Annotated in this window: 16 protein-coding genes; 5 read left to right on the plus strand and 11 right to left on the minus strand. The window is 69.5% G+C overall.

The features are described from left to right. Positions 1–296: 296 nt before the first annotated feature. Genes K9D12_RS14480 through sigE form a run of 3 tightly spaced genes read right to left on the minus strand, consistent with a single transcriptional unit; the run spans position 297 to position 2,093 of the window. Positions 297–791: a hypothetical protein gene (locus tag K9D12_RS14480; protein WP_052946715.1), complete on the minus strand. Its 495-nt coding sequence runs from the start codon at positions 789–791 to the stop codon at positions 297–299. 31 nt (positions 792–822) lie between these two features. Continuing rightward, a complete protein-coding gene (locus K9D12_RS14485) occupies positions 823–1,407 on the minus strand; it encodes a hypothetical protein (protein WP_223060567.1) in 585 nt (194 codons plus the stop codon). Then, a complete protein-coding gene (sigE, locus tag K9D12_RS14490; protein WP_223060568.1) occupies positions 1,404–2,093 on the minus strand; it encodes an RNA polymerase sigma factor SigE in 690 nt (229 codons plus the stop codon). The genes K9D12_RS14485 and sigE overlap by 4 nt, the downstream gene beginning before the upstream one ends. 204 nt (positions 2,094–2,297) lie before the next feature. On the opposite strand from sigE, the gene K9D12_RS14495 reads away from it, so the two are divergent. Further along, positions 2,298–2,930, plus strand: a complete 633-nt coding sequence (locus K9D12_RS14495) for an O-methyltransferase (protein WP_187035772.1) — start codon at positions 2,298–2,300, stop codon at positions 2,928–2,930. A gap of 89 nt (positions 2,931–3,019) precedes the next feature. Here K9D12_RS14495 and K9D12_RS14500 read toward each other — a convergent pair whose 3' ends face one another. Beyond that, positions 3,020–3,187: a DUF3117 domain-containing protein gene (locus K9D12_RS14500; RefSeq protein ID WP_082128596.1), complete on the minus strand. Its 168-nt coding sequence runs from the start codon at positions 3,185–3,187 to the stop codon at positions 3,020–3,022. Positions 3,188–3,418: 231 nt separating this feature from the next. Between K9D12_RS14500 and K9D12_RS14505 the strand changes: the two genes are divergently transcribed. Beyond that, positions 3,419–4,216 carry an enoyl-CoA hydratase/isomerase family protein gene (locus tag K9D12_RS14505; protein WP_223060569.1) on the plus strand — a complete coding sequence of 266 codons (798 nt, stop codon included), beginning with the start codon at positions 3,419–3,421 and terminating at the stop codon, positions 4,214–4,216. Between the two features lie 79 nt (positions 4,217–4,295). On the opposite strand, the gene K9D12_RS14510 is transcribed toward K9D12_RS14505, so the two are convergent. Genes K9D12_RS14510 through K9D12_RS14520 form a run of 3 tightly spaced genes read right to left on the minus strand, consistent with a single transcriptional unit; the run spans position 4,296 to position 6,059 of the window. Next, positions 4,296–4,877: a DNA-3-methyladenine glycosylase I gene (locus tag K9D12_RS14510; RefSeq protein ID WP_223060570.1), complete on the minus strand. Its 582-nt coding sequence runs from the start codon at positions 4,875–4,877 to the stop codon at positions 4,296–4,298. Next, positions 4,864–5,268, minus strand: coding sequence for a DivIVA domain-containing protein (locus K9D12_RS14515; protein WP_082128597.1), 405 nt, complete (start codon positions 5,266–5,268; stop codon positions 4,864–4,866). The genes K9D12_RS14510 and K9D12_RS14515 overlap by 14 nt, the downstream gene beginning before the upstream one ends. After that, positions 5,265–6,059: a TIGR00730 family Rossman fold protein gene (locus K9D12_RS14520; RefSeq protein WP_255464868.1), complete on the minus strand. Its 795-nt coding sequence runs from the start codon at positions 6,057–6,059 to the stop codon at positions 5,265–5,267. Before K9D12_RS14520 ends, K9D12_RS14515 begins: the two co-directional genes overlap by 4 nt. A gap of 213 nt (positions 6,060–6,272) precedes the next feature. On the opposite strand from K9D12_RS14520, the gene K9D12_RS14525 reads away from it, so the two are divergent. After that, positions 6,273–6,902, plus strand: coding sequence for a TetR family transcriptional regulator (locus K9D12_RS14525; RefSeq protein ID WP_223060571.1), 630 nt, complete (start codon positions 6,273–6,275; stop codon positions 6,900–6,902). 90 nt (positions 6,903–6,992) lie between these two features. Here K9D12_RS14525 and K9D12_RS14530 read toward each other — a convergent pair whose 3' ends face one another. The 4 genes from K9D12_RS14530 to dapE form a co-directional block, all read right to left on the minus strand. Next, a complete protein-coding gene (locus K9D12_RS14530; RefSeq protein WP_255417449.1) occupies positions 6,993–7,574 on the minus strand; it encodes a cysteine hydrolase family protein in 582 nt (193 codons plus the stop codon). 241 nt (positions 7,575–7,815) lie between these two features. After that, positions 7,816–8,175, minus strand: coding sequence for a DUF202 domain-containing protein (locus tag K9D12_RS14535; RefSeq protein ID WP_165357817.1), 360 nt, complete (start codon positions 8,173–8,175; stop codon positions 7,816–7,818). Next, a complete protein-coding gene (locus tag K9D12_RS14540; RefSeq protein ID WP_370633533.1) occupies positions 8,172–8,555 on the minus strand; it encodes a YidH family protein in 384 nt (127 codons plus the stop codon). Before K9D12_RS14540 ends, K9D12_RS14535 begins: the two co-directional genes overlap by 4 nt. Positions 8,556–8,578: 23 nt before the next feature. Continuing rightward, positions 8,579–9,649, minus strand: coding sequence for a succinyl-diaminopimelate desuccinylase (dapE, locus tag K9D12_RS14545; RefSeq protein ID WP_223060573.1), 1,071 nt, complete (start codon positions 9,647–9,649; stop codon positions 8,579–8,581). A gap of 71 nt (positions 9,650–9,720) precedes the next feature. Here dapE and dapD point away from each other — a divergent pair, with 71 nt between their 5' ends. Both dapD and K9D12_RS14555 read left to right on the plus strand, forming a co-directional pair. Continuing rightward, positions 9,721–10,650 (plus strand): 2,3,4,5-tetrahydropyridine-2,6-dicarboxylate N-succinyltransferase, encoded by a 930-nt coding sequence (gene dapD / locus K9D12_RS14550; protein ID WP_129662556.1) that lies wholly within the window; start codon positions 9,721–9,723, stop codon positions 10,648–10,650. Between the two features lie 152 nt (positions 10,651–10,802). Beyond that, positions 10,803–11,009 (plus strand): hypothetical protein, encoded by a 207-nt coding sequence (locus K9D12_RS14555; protein ID WP_223060574.1) that lies wholly within the window; start codon positions 10,803–10,805, stop codon positions 11,007–11,009. The last annotated feature ends 172 nt before the right edge of the window (positions 11,010–11,181 follow it).

Consider the following 11,181-nt stretch of genomic DNA (forward strand, 5'->3'; position numbering starts at 1 on the left):
CCCCCCCCCCCCCCCCCCCCCCCCCCCCCCCCCCCCCCCCGCTTCGTCATGTCGAGCAGCTTCGCCGCGTGGCCGGCGCGCTGGCCATGACGACCAAGGGGACCCCGGAAGCCAGCGTGCCTGAGCCGCGAGGCAGGGACCGAGCCTGCGAGGGCACTGGCCCCGCGGCGAAAAGGTGAGCAGCGCAGACCAACCGGACCGCGCTGGGAGCCGACTCGCCCCCGAAGGCCTGTCGCACCGTGGGATCTGACCGAGCTTGCGAGGTCAGATCGCCGGAAGATAGGGCAAGGGAGCGCCTACGTCGCGTCGGTGTCGAACGGCGTGGTGCGGTCGGGGTGGTATTCGGCGGTGATGTGGGAGCGCGGGGCGCTGGGGATCGCTTGGGTGTCCTCGCCGCCGACGCCTGCACTGTGGGTTTCGGCGCCGACGCCGGACGCAGCGTGGTCGGGGCCGACGGCGCCGGCCGCGGTGGAGCCGTTGGCTCGACGTTCGGTGAGGCCGACTTCGGCGGCGATGTCGGCGTCGGGGTCGTCGAAGAGGGCTTCGCGAACGATGCGGCGCGGGTCGTACTGACGCGGGTCGTACTGGCGCCAGTCGATGTCCTGGTACTCGGGGCCCATCTCGGATTTTAGTTGGGTCTTGGCACCTTCGGCCATGTCGCGTGCCGTGCGGATGAAGGTGCGCAACTTCGCGATGTATTCCGGCAGGCGCTTCGGGCCGATGAGCGCAAGAGCGATGATGACGATGAGAATGAACTCGCCGGAGTTGATGTCGATGAACGGGATGTTCACGCGCGCGTCACCCCTGCCAAGTCGATCTCGATCATGGAGCCATTCTGCCTGATCGCTCGTCGTTCGCCTGAATCAGGACGACGGACCAGGCGCTGCGGGCAACCGATCGTGGCCCTTCGCCGCGCACCTCGGGCGCGTCGAAGTGGTCGGTGGTCTGGGCGTTGGACGCCATGGTGGGGGCGCCGGGTGCCGTGCTGCGCGGGTGGGCGGCGCTGCTCATGACGATGGCGCCGCAGGCTGCCGCGAGCGCGACCATGCCGAGAACCGGGCGTCGGGAAGATCGGTTGTACTGCGCGGGGGCGTCCGGGGAGAGGAGGTGGACCCGCTCCTCCTTCGCCGGGGAATGCACGGCGGCCTCGCCACGAGGTGTGTCGTCCGACGAATCACGTGTGTCGAGCGCAACGAGCCCTGCGACGAGGCGAGCGTGACGTCCGGGGTCGAGGGGCACTCGGCGCACCTGCAGGACGATGGCACGTTCGGCTTCGACGCTCTGGCGGCAGCCCTCGCAGCTGATGATGTGCCGTGCGGCGAGGTGGGAGCTCGTCTCGTCGAGTTGGCCGTCGACGTAGGCGTCGACGAACTCCCCGAGGTGGCCCTCCCTGTAGCGGCGCGTCACGACATCCCCAGGGCTGTGCGGGGCCCTCCGAGCCCGTCGGTGGCTGCGCGCACGACACCACTGGCGCGTCGGCGCTCTTCGCGGGCCGCAGGCGAACGGTGCGCGAGCGATTCACGCAGTGCGGCGCGCCCGCGGTGGATGCGGGAGCGCACGGTGCCGAGCTTGAGTCCGAGGGTGGCCGCGATCTCCTCGTAGGAGAGCCCCTCGATGTCGCACAGGACGACAGCGGCACGGAAGTCGGGCGCGAGGGCGTCGAGCGCGCGCTGCACGTCGTCGTCGAACTCGGCGTCGAGTACGACCTGCTCGGGGCCTCGGGCCGTGGAGGGCAGGCGCGTGTCGGCATCGTCGGCGAGCGCGTCGAAGCGGATGCGCTGCTTCCGACGCATGCGGTCGAGGAAGAGGTTCGTCGTGATGCGGTGCAGCCAGCCCTCGAAGGTTCCCGGCCGGTAGGAGCTCAGGGAGTTGAACACGCGGACGAAGACGTCGTGCGTGAGGTCCTCGGCGTCGTGAACATTGCCCGTGAGGCGGTAGGCCAGGCGGTAGACGCGCGGGCTGTGCTCGGTGACGATCTCCTCCCACGTCGGAGGAGCCCAGCCTTCGGGTGCCCGTTCGGGCACGACGACGCGCGAGCGGGTGTTGACTGGGTGAACCGGGTCGCTGACCGTGTCCGGCACCTGGCTTCTCATCTCATGTCCTCCCCGGTCGAACGAGTCGACACCGCATGGTTTCTGTCCTCATCCTGACCGGGCCGTCTGTGCGTGGCCTGAGCGTCGCCCAAGCCCCTCTTCGACGGTTTCAACGCGAACGGCCACCCGTTCGTTCCCTCCGCAACCGATCGACGTGCTCCGACGGTTCGCGGGCGAGACTTGCTTCCAAATAGAATCAACCTCATGACGAGCTTCAAACCGGCCAGCTGGGCGTATGCCGAGGACTTCGCGTACGAACCGGCCCACATCGAGGCTGCGCGCCAGCAGGGCGAGCACCTCGGCGCGACGCCGGTGAGCCCCGCCGCGGGAGCGGCCCTTCGCATGCTCGCTGCGACGACGGGCGCACGCACCGTCGTCGAGGTGGGCACGGGCGCCGGCTGCTCGGGGCTGTGGCTGCTCGAGGGCATGCCGAGCGACGGGGTCCTCACGACGATCGACGTGAGTCTCGAACACCAGCGCGCAGCCCGCGCGGCCTACCAGCGCGCGGGCCACGCCCCGCAGCGCACCCGCATCATCTCGGGTAGTGCGCTCACGGTGCTGCCACGTCTGGCCGATCGCGCGTACGACCTCGTGCTCGTCGACGGGGAGAAGGACGAGTACCCGGCCTACGTCGAACAGGCGTTGCGCCTCGTACGCCCGGGGGGCGTGGTCGTGCTCGACAACATGCTGTGGCACGACCGCGTGGCAGACCCCGCGGTACGCGACGAGACGACGATGACCCTGCGCGCGCTGGCCAAGACGCTCCGTGAGGACGACGACCTCATGACGACGCTGCTGCCTGTGGGCGACGGCCTCCTCGTGTGCGTCAGGCGCTGATCAGCCGACGACTCAGCTCGAACACACGAAGAAGGCGCTCGCCCCGTCGCGGGGTGAGCACCTTCTTCGTGGTTCGCGATCAGCGTGCGTCAGCCGACGCAGCCCTTGATCGCGTCACCGAGGGCCTTCGCCTCGTCAGCGTTCATTTCGACGACGAGACGGCCGCCGCCCTCGAGAGGCATACGCAGCAGGATGCTGCGACCCTCCTTGGTGACCTCGAGCGGACCGTCGCCGGTCCGAGGCTTCATGGCTGCCATGGGTGACCCCTTTCAGGTGCACGCGCGGGCGCGTGCCGTTCTCGATCGCGCTCCGCCGTCCACCGGGTGTTCCACGAGGGCTCACCGACGGGCCCACCGGGTGTGACGGGCCGTGTCGCGCGTGCGCGACGGGGCTTGTTGCTACTAGTATGACGCGCTTTTTCGGCCAGACGAAATCGCGGAGTGGCGCGCGTCACCATTCGTCGGGGTGAATGCGATTGAATCGGGGGCATGACTTCTGATGCTCCCGTCCTCTACGACGTCTCGAATTCGGTCGCAACCATCACCCTGAACCGCCCCAAGGCACTGAATTCGCTCACCACGGAGGCGCGCGTCGAACTGCTCGACGCGCTGCGTCGAGCCGCCTCCGACGAGTCGGCGCGCGTCGTCGTCCTCACCGGCGAGGGGCGCGGCTTCTGCGTCGGACAGGATTTACGCGAACACGCCGAACAACTCGCCAGTGGGGGCAGCGGGAGCACCCTGTCGACCGTTGCCGAGCACTACAACCCGATCGCGCGGGAGATCGCACGGATGCCGAAGCCGGCCGTCGCCCGGCTCAACGGCGTCACCGCTGGAGCCGGCCTGTCGATCGCCATGCTGGCCGACTTCCGCGTCGCCGTGGAATCAGCCACTTTCACCACGGCCTTCGCCGGCATCGGGTTGAGCTGTGACACGGGTGCGAGCTGGTCCCTGCAACGCCTCGTCGGCCCTGCGCACGCCCGTGAGCTCCTCTTCGACGCAACACCCATCAAGGCCGATCGCGCCCTTGAGCTGGGCCTCGTCAACACGGTGGTGGCCGACGACCAGTTGGACGCGACGGTTGATGCTCTCGTCGCCCGTCTCGCGGCAGGCCCGACGGCGGCCTACGCCGCGATGCGCGAAGCGCTCATGTTCGCCTCGACCCACTCCCTCGACGAGTCGCTCGACTTCGAGGAGCCGCGCATGATGGCGACGGGTGCCACCGAGGACCACAGCCGCGCCGTGACCTCGTTCCTGGCCAAGGAGAAGCCGACCTTCGAGGGCCGCTGACGCAACGTCGCCGAACGGTGACGAGCCGGGGTGGCGAGGAACGCCCTGACCACCCCGGCTCTCGGAAGGGCTAGGTCGTTCACTCCCCCGCGATGTCGTCGCCCGCAGCACAGCCGACCGCGTGGTCGTTGACGAACCCGCAGGCCTGGAAGAGCGAATAGCAGGTCGTCGGGCCCACGTGCGCGAAGCCGTGACGCTTGAGCGCTTTCGACAGGGCGGTGGACTCGCTCGAGAACCCCACGACCTCGTCCGGCGTGCCGGGACGCGAGTGTTCGACGGGCGCGTGTGCCTCGATGAGCCGTTCGAGGCCAACCGTGTCACGCAGCCGCACGACGGCACGCGCGTTCGTCAGGGTCGCATCGATCTTGCGCCGATTACGGACGATGGCGGCATCGCCCATGAGCCGTGCGACATCGGCGTCACCGAAGCCGGCGACGGTGTCCGGGTCGAAGTCACGAAAGGCCGCCCGGAACGCCTCGCGCTTGCGAAGGATCGTCAGCCAGGACAGCCCGGACTGGAAAGCCTCGAGCATGAGTCGTTCGAACAGCTCGCGCTCACCGCGCACCCGTCGGCCCCACTCGCTGTCGTGATAGCGCAGGTAGTCGGGCGCACTCGTCACCCAACCGCATCGCGCGATGCCGTCGGGCTCATGCGTCAGCATCGTCGCCTTCGCCGCGGCGGCGACGGAACTGCACGACGTCCGCGGCGCGGTCAGCGCGCTCCGGCTCGACGCGTCCGGCGCCGAAACGCGACACCGGCACCCTCTCGCCGCGCGGTTCGTCGTGCTCGCTCCGCTCCAACCGGGCCTCCAGGTCGTGGATCTCGTCGAAGAGCCGGTCGAGCACGGCGTCGACCTGCGCCATGTTGTAGCCGCGCAGCGACTGATCGAGGCGCACGGCATCAACTCCCGCCGAGCCGAGCTTGCCCTTCGGCAGGTCGAATGCCGACGTCGCCGTGGGCGAACTCATGGTGTCGGCCCCCACGCGCCCGACGACGACGGCGACCACGCCACCGATGACAAGTACGAGCACGACGATGAGCAGGATCATCATGAGGTGGCCTCCTGGTCGTTCGACTGGTGGGCGCGAACCTTTGCGACGTCCTCCGGGTCGGCTTCCAGAGCAGCTGCGTGCGCCTCACGGATGAAGGCGAGCGCCTCGTCGGCCGTGTCGACGATGCGCAGACGCTCGACGTCGGCAGCCGAGATCATGCTGCGCGAAAGGAGCGTCTCGCGCATCCAGTCGCGCAGAGGCTCCCAGAAGTCGGCGCCGACGAGCACGATCGGGTAGTGGTTGACCTTCTGTGTCTGCACGAGGGTGAGCGCCTCGAACATCTCGTCGAGCGTGCCCACGCCGCCGGGCAGCACGACCGCGCCCTGCGTGTACTTCACGAAGACCGTCTTGCGCACGAAGAAGTAGCGGAAGTTCATGCCGGTCGTGACGTACGGGTTGAGGCCGGTCTCGAACGGCAGCTCGATGCCGAGCCCGACGGAGACACCGCCCGCCTCCCGGGCACCCTTGTTCGCCGCCTCCATCGCACCCGGACCGCCGCCCGTGACGACGGCGAAGCCCTCCTCGACGAGGGCGCGACCCACGTCGACTCCGACCTGGTAGGCGGGATCGTCGGTGGCCACACGCGCAGAACCGAAGACGCTGATGGCCGGGCCGAGTTCGGCGAGCGCCGAGAAACCGCGGATGAACTCCGACTGGATGCGCATGGCTCGCCAGCGCGTGGCGACGAGCTCGCGCCAGCCGAAGAGTCCCCGATCGGCGCGCGTCACCCGCGTGTAGGGATTGTCGTCGAGCAGGTCGACGTCGGCTTGCTGCCGCTCTGGTGCGCTCACGGAAGACAGCTTCTCAGAAACGATGGGGCCGGGCACGTCCTGCCCCTCACCGAGGACGTACGGTGTGCCGCGCCCCCGCCACAGGGTGGGGCGACGTCGTCGCGTCGCGTTCGCCACAACCCGCAGTGCGGGTCCAACTGTTACGTTGCTGCGAAGAATTTTGCGGCGCACCACCGTGCGACGCCCAGGGGTGGGAAGGCACAGGGCACGAGCATGGCGTGGGACACCGAGAAGACGAAGAGTCGCATCCTCGAAGCAGCCCTGCTCGAGTTCTCCGAGAAAGGTCCGGCCGGCACGGCGATCGACAACGTCGCCCGGCGCTCCGGCGTGAACAAGGAGCGGATCTACCACTACTTCGGCAACAAGCAGGCCCTGTTCGGCGTCGTGCTCGACGGGGAACTGCGCAAGATCTCCGAGGCCGTGCCCGTCTCGGCCACGGGGCGACTCGACATCGACGCCTACATCGGCGACCTGTTCGACTACCACCGCGAGCATCCGCACCTCAACCGTCTCGTCCTGTGGGAGGGGTTGACCTACAACGGAACCATCCTCGACGAGTCGCGCCGGCGCGAGTACTACGCCGCGCGCGTCTCGGCGGTGCGTTCCGGGCAGGAGAACGGTGAGATCGCCACGAACGTCGACGCCGACGTCCTCGCGTTCCTCCTGCTGTCGTTGGCCGGCTGGTGGTCGTCCGTTCCGCAGATCGCGCACATGATGAGCGCCGACCCGGACGGCGTCGACCTCGACACCCGCCGACGCAACGTCATCGAGGCGGCCAAGAACCTGCTCGGTCAGTGCGGCGTCGCGGGCGCCCGAGGCGATGTGGACTCACACGGCTTCTGACGCGGCCGGTCGAACACGAGCACGGGCGAGGTCGAACCGCCGAAAGGTTCGACCTCGCCCTTCGTCGTTCGGGTGAGCTCGCTCGCGTGGTCAGCGCTTCGCGAGGTCCGCCACCACCTCGGCAACGGTCGCGACGCCACCGATCGAGGGGATGTCGTGGCCGAGCGAGGCACGCTGACGTTCGGGGTCACCGTCGACGACGGCGTCGGAGACGACCGTGACGGTGAAGCCCTCGTCGAACGCGCTGCGCGCGCTCGCCTCGACGCCCGCGCCCATGGCGATGCCGGTGAACACGACCTGCGTCACGCCCTCGGCGCGCAGCTTCTCCGCGAGGTCGGTGCGGGAGAAGGCACTGATGGTGCGCGGCTTGTCGATGTGAAGGTCACCCTCGCGGGCAGGCAGCCGCCCATCGAGGTCGGCGAACCACTCGGGCAGTTCGTCGTCCTCGGGAATCGGGCGCTCGACGCGCCCCGGCGGTAGGCCGGTGGCGTGCACCCAGACGACGGGCAGCCCCGCCGCGTGGAAGGCGTCGGCGAGCGTTACGTTCGCCTCGACGAGCTGATCGGCGACCTCCTTGGGCGGCATCGCGAGGATGCCCTTCTGGACGTCGACGACGACGAGGGCGGTGCGGGAATCGAGAGGTAGTACGGGTGTTCTTCCTTCCGTACGGATATGAGTGAGCGCCGACGCTCACGCTGGGCGGAGCGTCCTGCCGAGACCAACGACGGACGAGTCCCTCTTCATGCAGCAGCGGGTTGTCGGCCGGCGCGAACGCTGCCGATGATGACGGCGAGGACGGGCTTGGACATGAGGTGGTCTCCTGGATTTGATTCCAACGATTTGGTTGGAAATTTGGCCACGCCGAACCAGTCGCGCAAAACCACGAATTTGCAGGCGCCGAGTCGGAGTCCGCTCAGCCGCGCAAGAGGAGAACGATCTCTCCGAGGCCGAGCACGACGACGACGGCGCTCAGCCCGATGACGCTCTTGAGCGCGGGCTCGCGCCGCTCGCCCAACAGCCGCCGGGTGGCGTTGCGATAACGCAGGCGGGCCGTCGCGGACAGGACGAGCGCCGCAGCCGCGCAGAAGCTCGTCAGAACGAGCGCGGCCACGCCGTAATCAGGGACGAAGCGCAGTTGGAAGAGCCCCGCCACGAACAGGGCGAGGCACGTTCGTCCCCAGGCGAGGGTGGTGCGCTCGGGCTGCAGCCCCGGATCGGCGTGCCGCCGCTCGGCGGACCCGGGACGACGCCTCGCGGGGTGCAGATCGGTCACCGGTTCAGCGTCGCGATCATGAGCACGGTCACGATCGACGCCACAGCGCCCGTGCCGCACAGGAGCGGAACGAGCAACGGCACCGGCAGGGGCCGCCCGGTTCGCATGCTTCGTTCGACGCTCAGCCATCGAGCGCCCGCCATGACGGAGATGACGAGGCCGGTGAGGACGACCAGCACAGCAACGATGCGTCGCCACACCTCGGGCATGAAGTCGTTCGTGAAGGCCTCGACAGCCACGCCGCCCGCGACGAAGGCGAGCGCGGTGCGCATCCACGCGAGGAAGGTGCGCTCGTTGGCCAGGGTGAAGCGCGGGTCGGGTTCCTCACCGTCCGGCAGGAGACGACGCGCCAGTGGTGACCGTCCGTCGGGTTCGCTCACAGCGTCCTCCCGCACCCGATCGCTCAGGCGAGCCAGCCGGTGAGCGCCTCGAGGGCGTCGACGATCTGGTCCTCGGGGCACCATTCGTCGTCCATGTGGGCGACGTTCGGGTCGCCGGGGCCGAAGTTGACCGCGGGCACGCCGACGGCCGAGAAGCGGGCCACGTCGGTCCACCCCTCCTTGGCCACGACGGGCAGATCGAGCGCCTCGACGAAGGCCTTCGCGGCGGGGCGGTCGAGGCCGGGGCGCGCTCCCCCGGCGAGGTCGTCGCATTCGAGGTCGAAGCCGTCGAAGAAGGCGGTGACGTAGGCGAGCGCCTCGTCGGCGCTCTTGTCCGGGGCGAAGCGGTAGTTGACCGTCACGGTGCAGGCGTCCGGGATGACGTTGCCCGCGATGCCACCGGAGATGTTCACCGCGTTGAGGCCCTCGTGGTAGTCGAGGCCGTCGACGTTCACCGTCTGCGGTTCGTACTCGCGCAGGCGGTTCAGGATGTCGGCCGCCCTGTGGATGGCGTTGTCGCCCTTCCACGGGCGCGCCGAGTGCGCAGCGAGGCCCTTGGTGCGCACGTGGACGCGCAGCGTGCCCTTGCAGCCGCCCTCGATGCCGCCATTCGTCGGTTCGAGCAGGACGGCGAAGGCCGCGCCCTCGAGCAGGTCGGGACGGGTGCGCGCGATGCGTCCGAGACCGTTGTACTGGTCCTCGATCTCCTCGCCCTCGTAGAACACGAAGGTGACGTCGCGGTTCGGTGCGACGAGATCGTGCGCGAGCTTGAGCTGGACGGCGACGCCGCCCTTCATGTCGGTCGTGCCGCGCCCCCACAGCTTGCCGTCCACGCGCTTGACGGGCAGGTTCGCCGGCTCGCTCGTGAGCGGCACGGTGTCGATGTGCCCCGCCAGAACGATGCGCTCGTCACGCCCCAGGTTCGTGCGCGCCACGAGCGAGTTGCCGTCCCGCACGACCTCGAGGTGATCGAGCTTCGCGAGCTCCGTCTCGATGGCGTCGGCGAGCGCCGCTTCGTTCAACGAGACCGACTCGATGTTGCACAGCGATTCGGTGAGCGTGACGACGTCCTGCGTGAGATCGAGAGAAGCCATGCGCCCACCCTAAGTGCTCGGCTCCCGAAACGACCTGCCCGCAGCGGGGGCCGGTCGCTAGGCTCGGGCGCATGACTGACGCACGTACCGCTTGGGGCTTCGGCCTCGCCACCGTGACCGATGACGACACCACCCTCGACACGTGGTACCCCGCCCCAGCGCTGGGCGAACCCGACGAGGACGCCGGCGCCCCGGCGGAGCTCCTCGTCCTCGAGGGCAAGGACGCCGACCGCGGCGTGACCCTGCGTGTCGTGCGCACCGTCGTCGACCTCGACGCCTCCCCGCGCGACGCCTCGGACGCCTACCTGCGCCTGCACCTGCTCAGCCACCGCCTCGTCGCGCCGAACACGATCAACCTCGACGGCCTCTTCGGCGCACTCGCCAACGTCGTCTGGACGAACTTCGGCCCCTGCGCCGTCGAGGGCTTCGAGATGACGCGCGCCCGACTGCGCCAGCGCGGGCAGGTCTCGGTCTACGGCATCGACAAGTTCCCCCGCATGACCGACTACGTCACCCCGAGCGGCGTGCGCATCGCCGACGCCGACCGCGCCCGCCTGGGCGCGCACCTGGCCGAGGGCACCACCGTTATGCACGAGGGCTTCGTCAACTTCAACGCCGGCACGCTCGGGCACTCGATGGTCGAGGGGCGCATCAGTCAGGGCGTCGTCGTCGGCAACGGGTCCGACATCGGCGGCGGAGCATCGATCATGGGCACTCTCTCCGGCGGCGGCACGCAGCGGGTGTCGCTCGGCGAGCGCTGCCTCCTCGGCGCGGAGGCCGGCCTCGGCATCGCGCTCGGTGACGACTGCGTCGTCGAGGCGGGCCTCTACATCACCGCAGGTACGAAGGTGACGATGCCCGACGGCAGCGTGAAGAAGGCCGTCGAACTCTCCGGCGGCAACAACATGCTGTTCATCCGCAACTCCGCCACGGGCGCCGTCGAGTGCCGTGCGCGTGCGGGCAAGGGCATCGAGCTCAACGCCGATCTGCACGCCAACTGACGCCACGGCTCGTTCCGCTCGGCCCTCCCCGCCACACGGCGGGGAGGGCCGAGCGTCGTTCACAGCGAAATTGCAGGCATCGCAAGGGGTGTCCGGGCGCCCCACCGCGTGTCATAGAGAGCCCACCAACCCCGGCACCGGAAGGACGCGCCATGACGACCTCACACGACTCGAGGATTCCCGAGCGCCCGGACCCGGTTCGTACCCACGGCCTCCAAGCCGAGACAGCCCCCGGCCTCCAGTTCGCCTCTCAGCTCAACGGTGAGCGGCGCAGCAACCTGATCGTGGCCTGGCTCCTGCTCGTGGCGGTTCTCGCTCCCGTTCTTCTCATCGTCCTCGGCTGGATCGGCCTGTTCTGAGGCCATCCACGACCATGCGAAGCGGGGGGGCCCCCCCCCCCCCGGGGGGGGGGGGGGGGGGGGGGCGGCGGGGCGCCGCGGGGGGGGGGGGGGGGGGGGGGGGGGGGGGGGGGGGCCGGGGGGGGGGGGGGGGGGGGGGGGGGGGGGGGGGGGGGGGGGGGGGGGGGGGGGG

The sequence above is a fragment of the Dermacoccus sp. Tok2021 genome (assembly GCF_019895135.1).
GTDB classification, from domain to species: domain Bacteria; phylum Actinomycetota; class Actinomycetes; order Actinomycetales; family Dermatophilaceae; genus Dermacoccus; species Dermacoccus abyssi.

Excerpts from the sequence above, each read along its gene's own strand:
- K9D12_RS14525 (WP_223060571.1), top strand. The coding sequence starts at position 6,273 with ATGGCGTGGGACACCGAGAAGACGAAGAGTCGCATCCTCGAAGCAGCC.
- K9D12_RS14510 (WP_223060570.1), bottom strand. The coding sequence starts at position 4,877 with ATGCTGACGCATGAGCCCGACGGCATCGCGCGATGCGGTTGGGTGACG.
- K9D12_RS14555 (WP_223060574.1), top strand. The coding sequence starts at position 10,803 with ATGACGACCTCACACGACTCGAGGATTCCCGAGCGCCCGGACCCGGTT.
- dapE (WP_223060573.1), bottom strand. The coding sequence starts at position 9,649 with ATGGCTTCTCTCGATCTCACGCAGGACGTCGTCACGCTCACCGAATCG.
- dapD (WP_129662556.1), top strand. The coding sequence starts at position 9,721 with ATGACTGACGCACGTACCGCTTGGGGCTTCGGCCTCGCCACCGTGACC.
- K9D12_RS14515 (WP_082128597.1), bottom strand. The coding sequence starts at position 5,268 with ATGATGATCCTGCTCATCGTCGTGCTCGTACTTGTCATCGGTGGCGTG.
- sigE (WP_223060568.1), bottom strand. The coding sequence starts at position 2,093 with ATGAGAAGCCAGGTGCCGGACACGGTCAGCGACCCGGTTCACCCAGTC.
- K9D12_RS14500 (WP_082128596.1), bottom strand. The coding sequence starts at position 3,187 with ATGGCAGCCATGAAGCCTCGGACCGGCGACGGTCCGCTCGAGGTCACC.
- K9D12_RS14495 (WP_187035772.1), top strand. The coding sequence starts at position 2,298 with ATGACGAGCTTCAAACCGGCCAGCTGGGCGTATGCCGAGGACTTCGCG.
- K9D12_RS14505 (WP_223060569.1), top strand. The coding sequence starts at position 3,419 with ATGACTTCTGATGCTCCCGTCCTCTACGACGTCTCGAATTCGGTCGCA.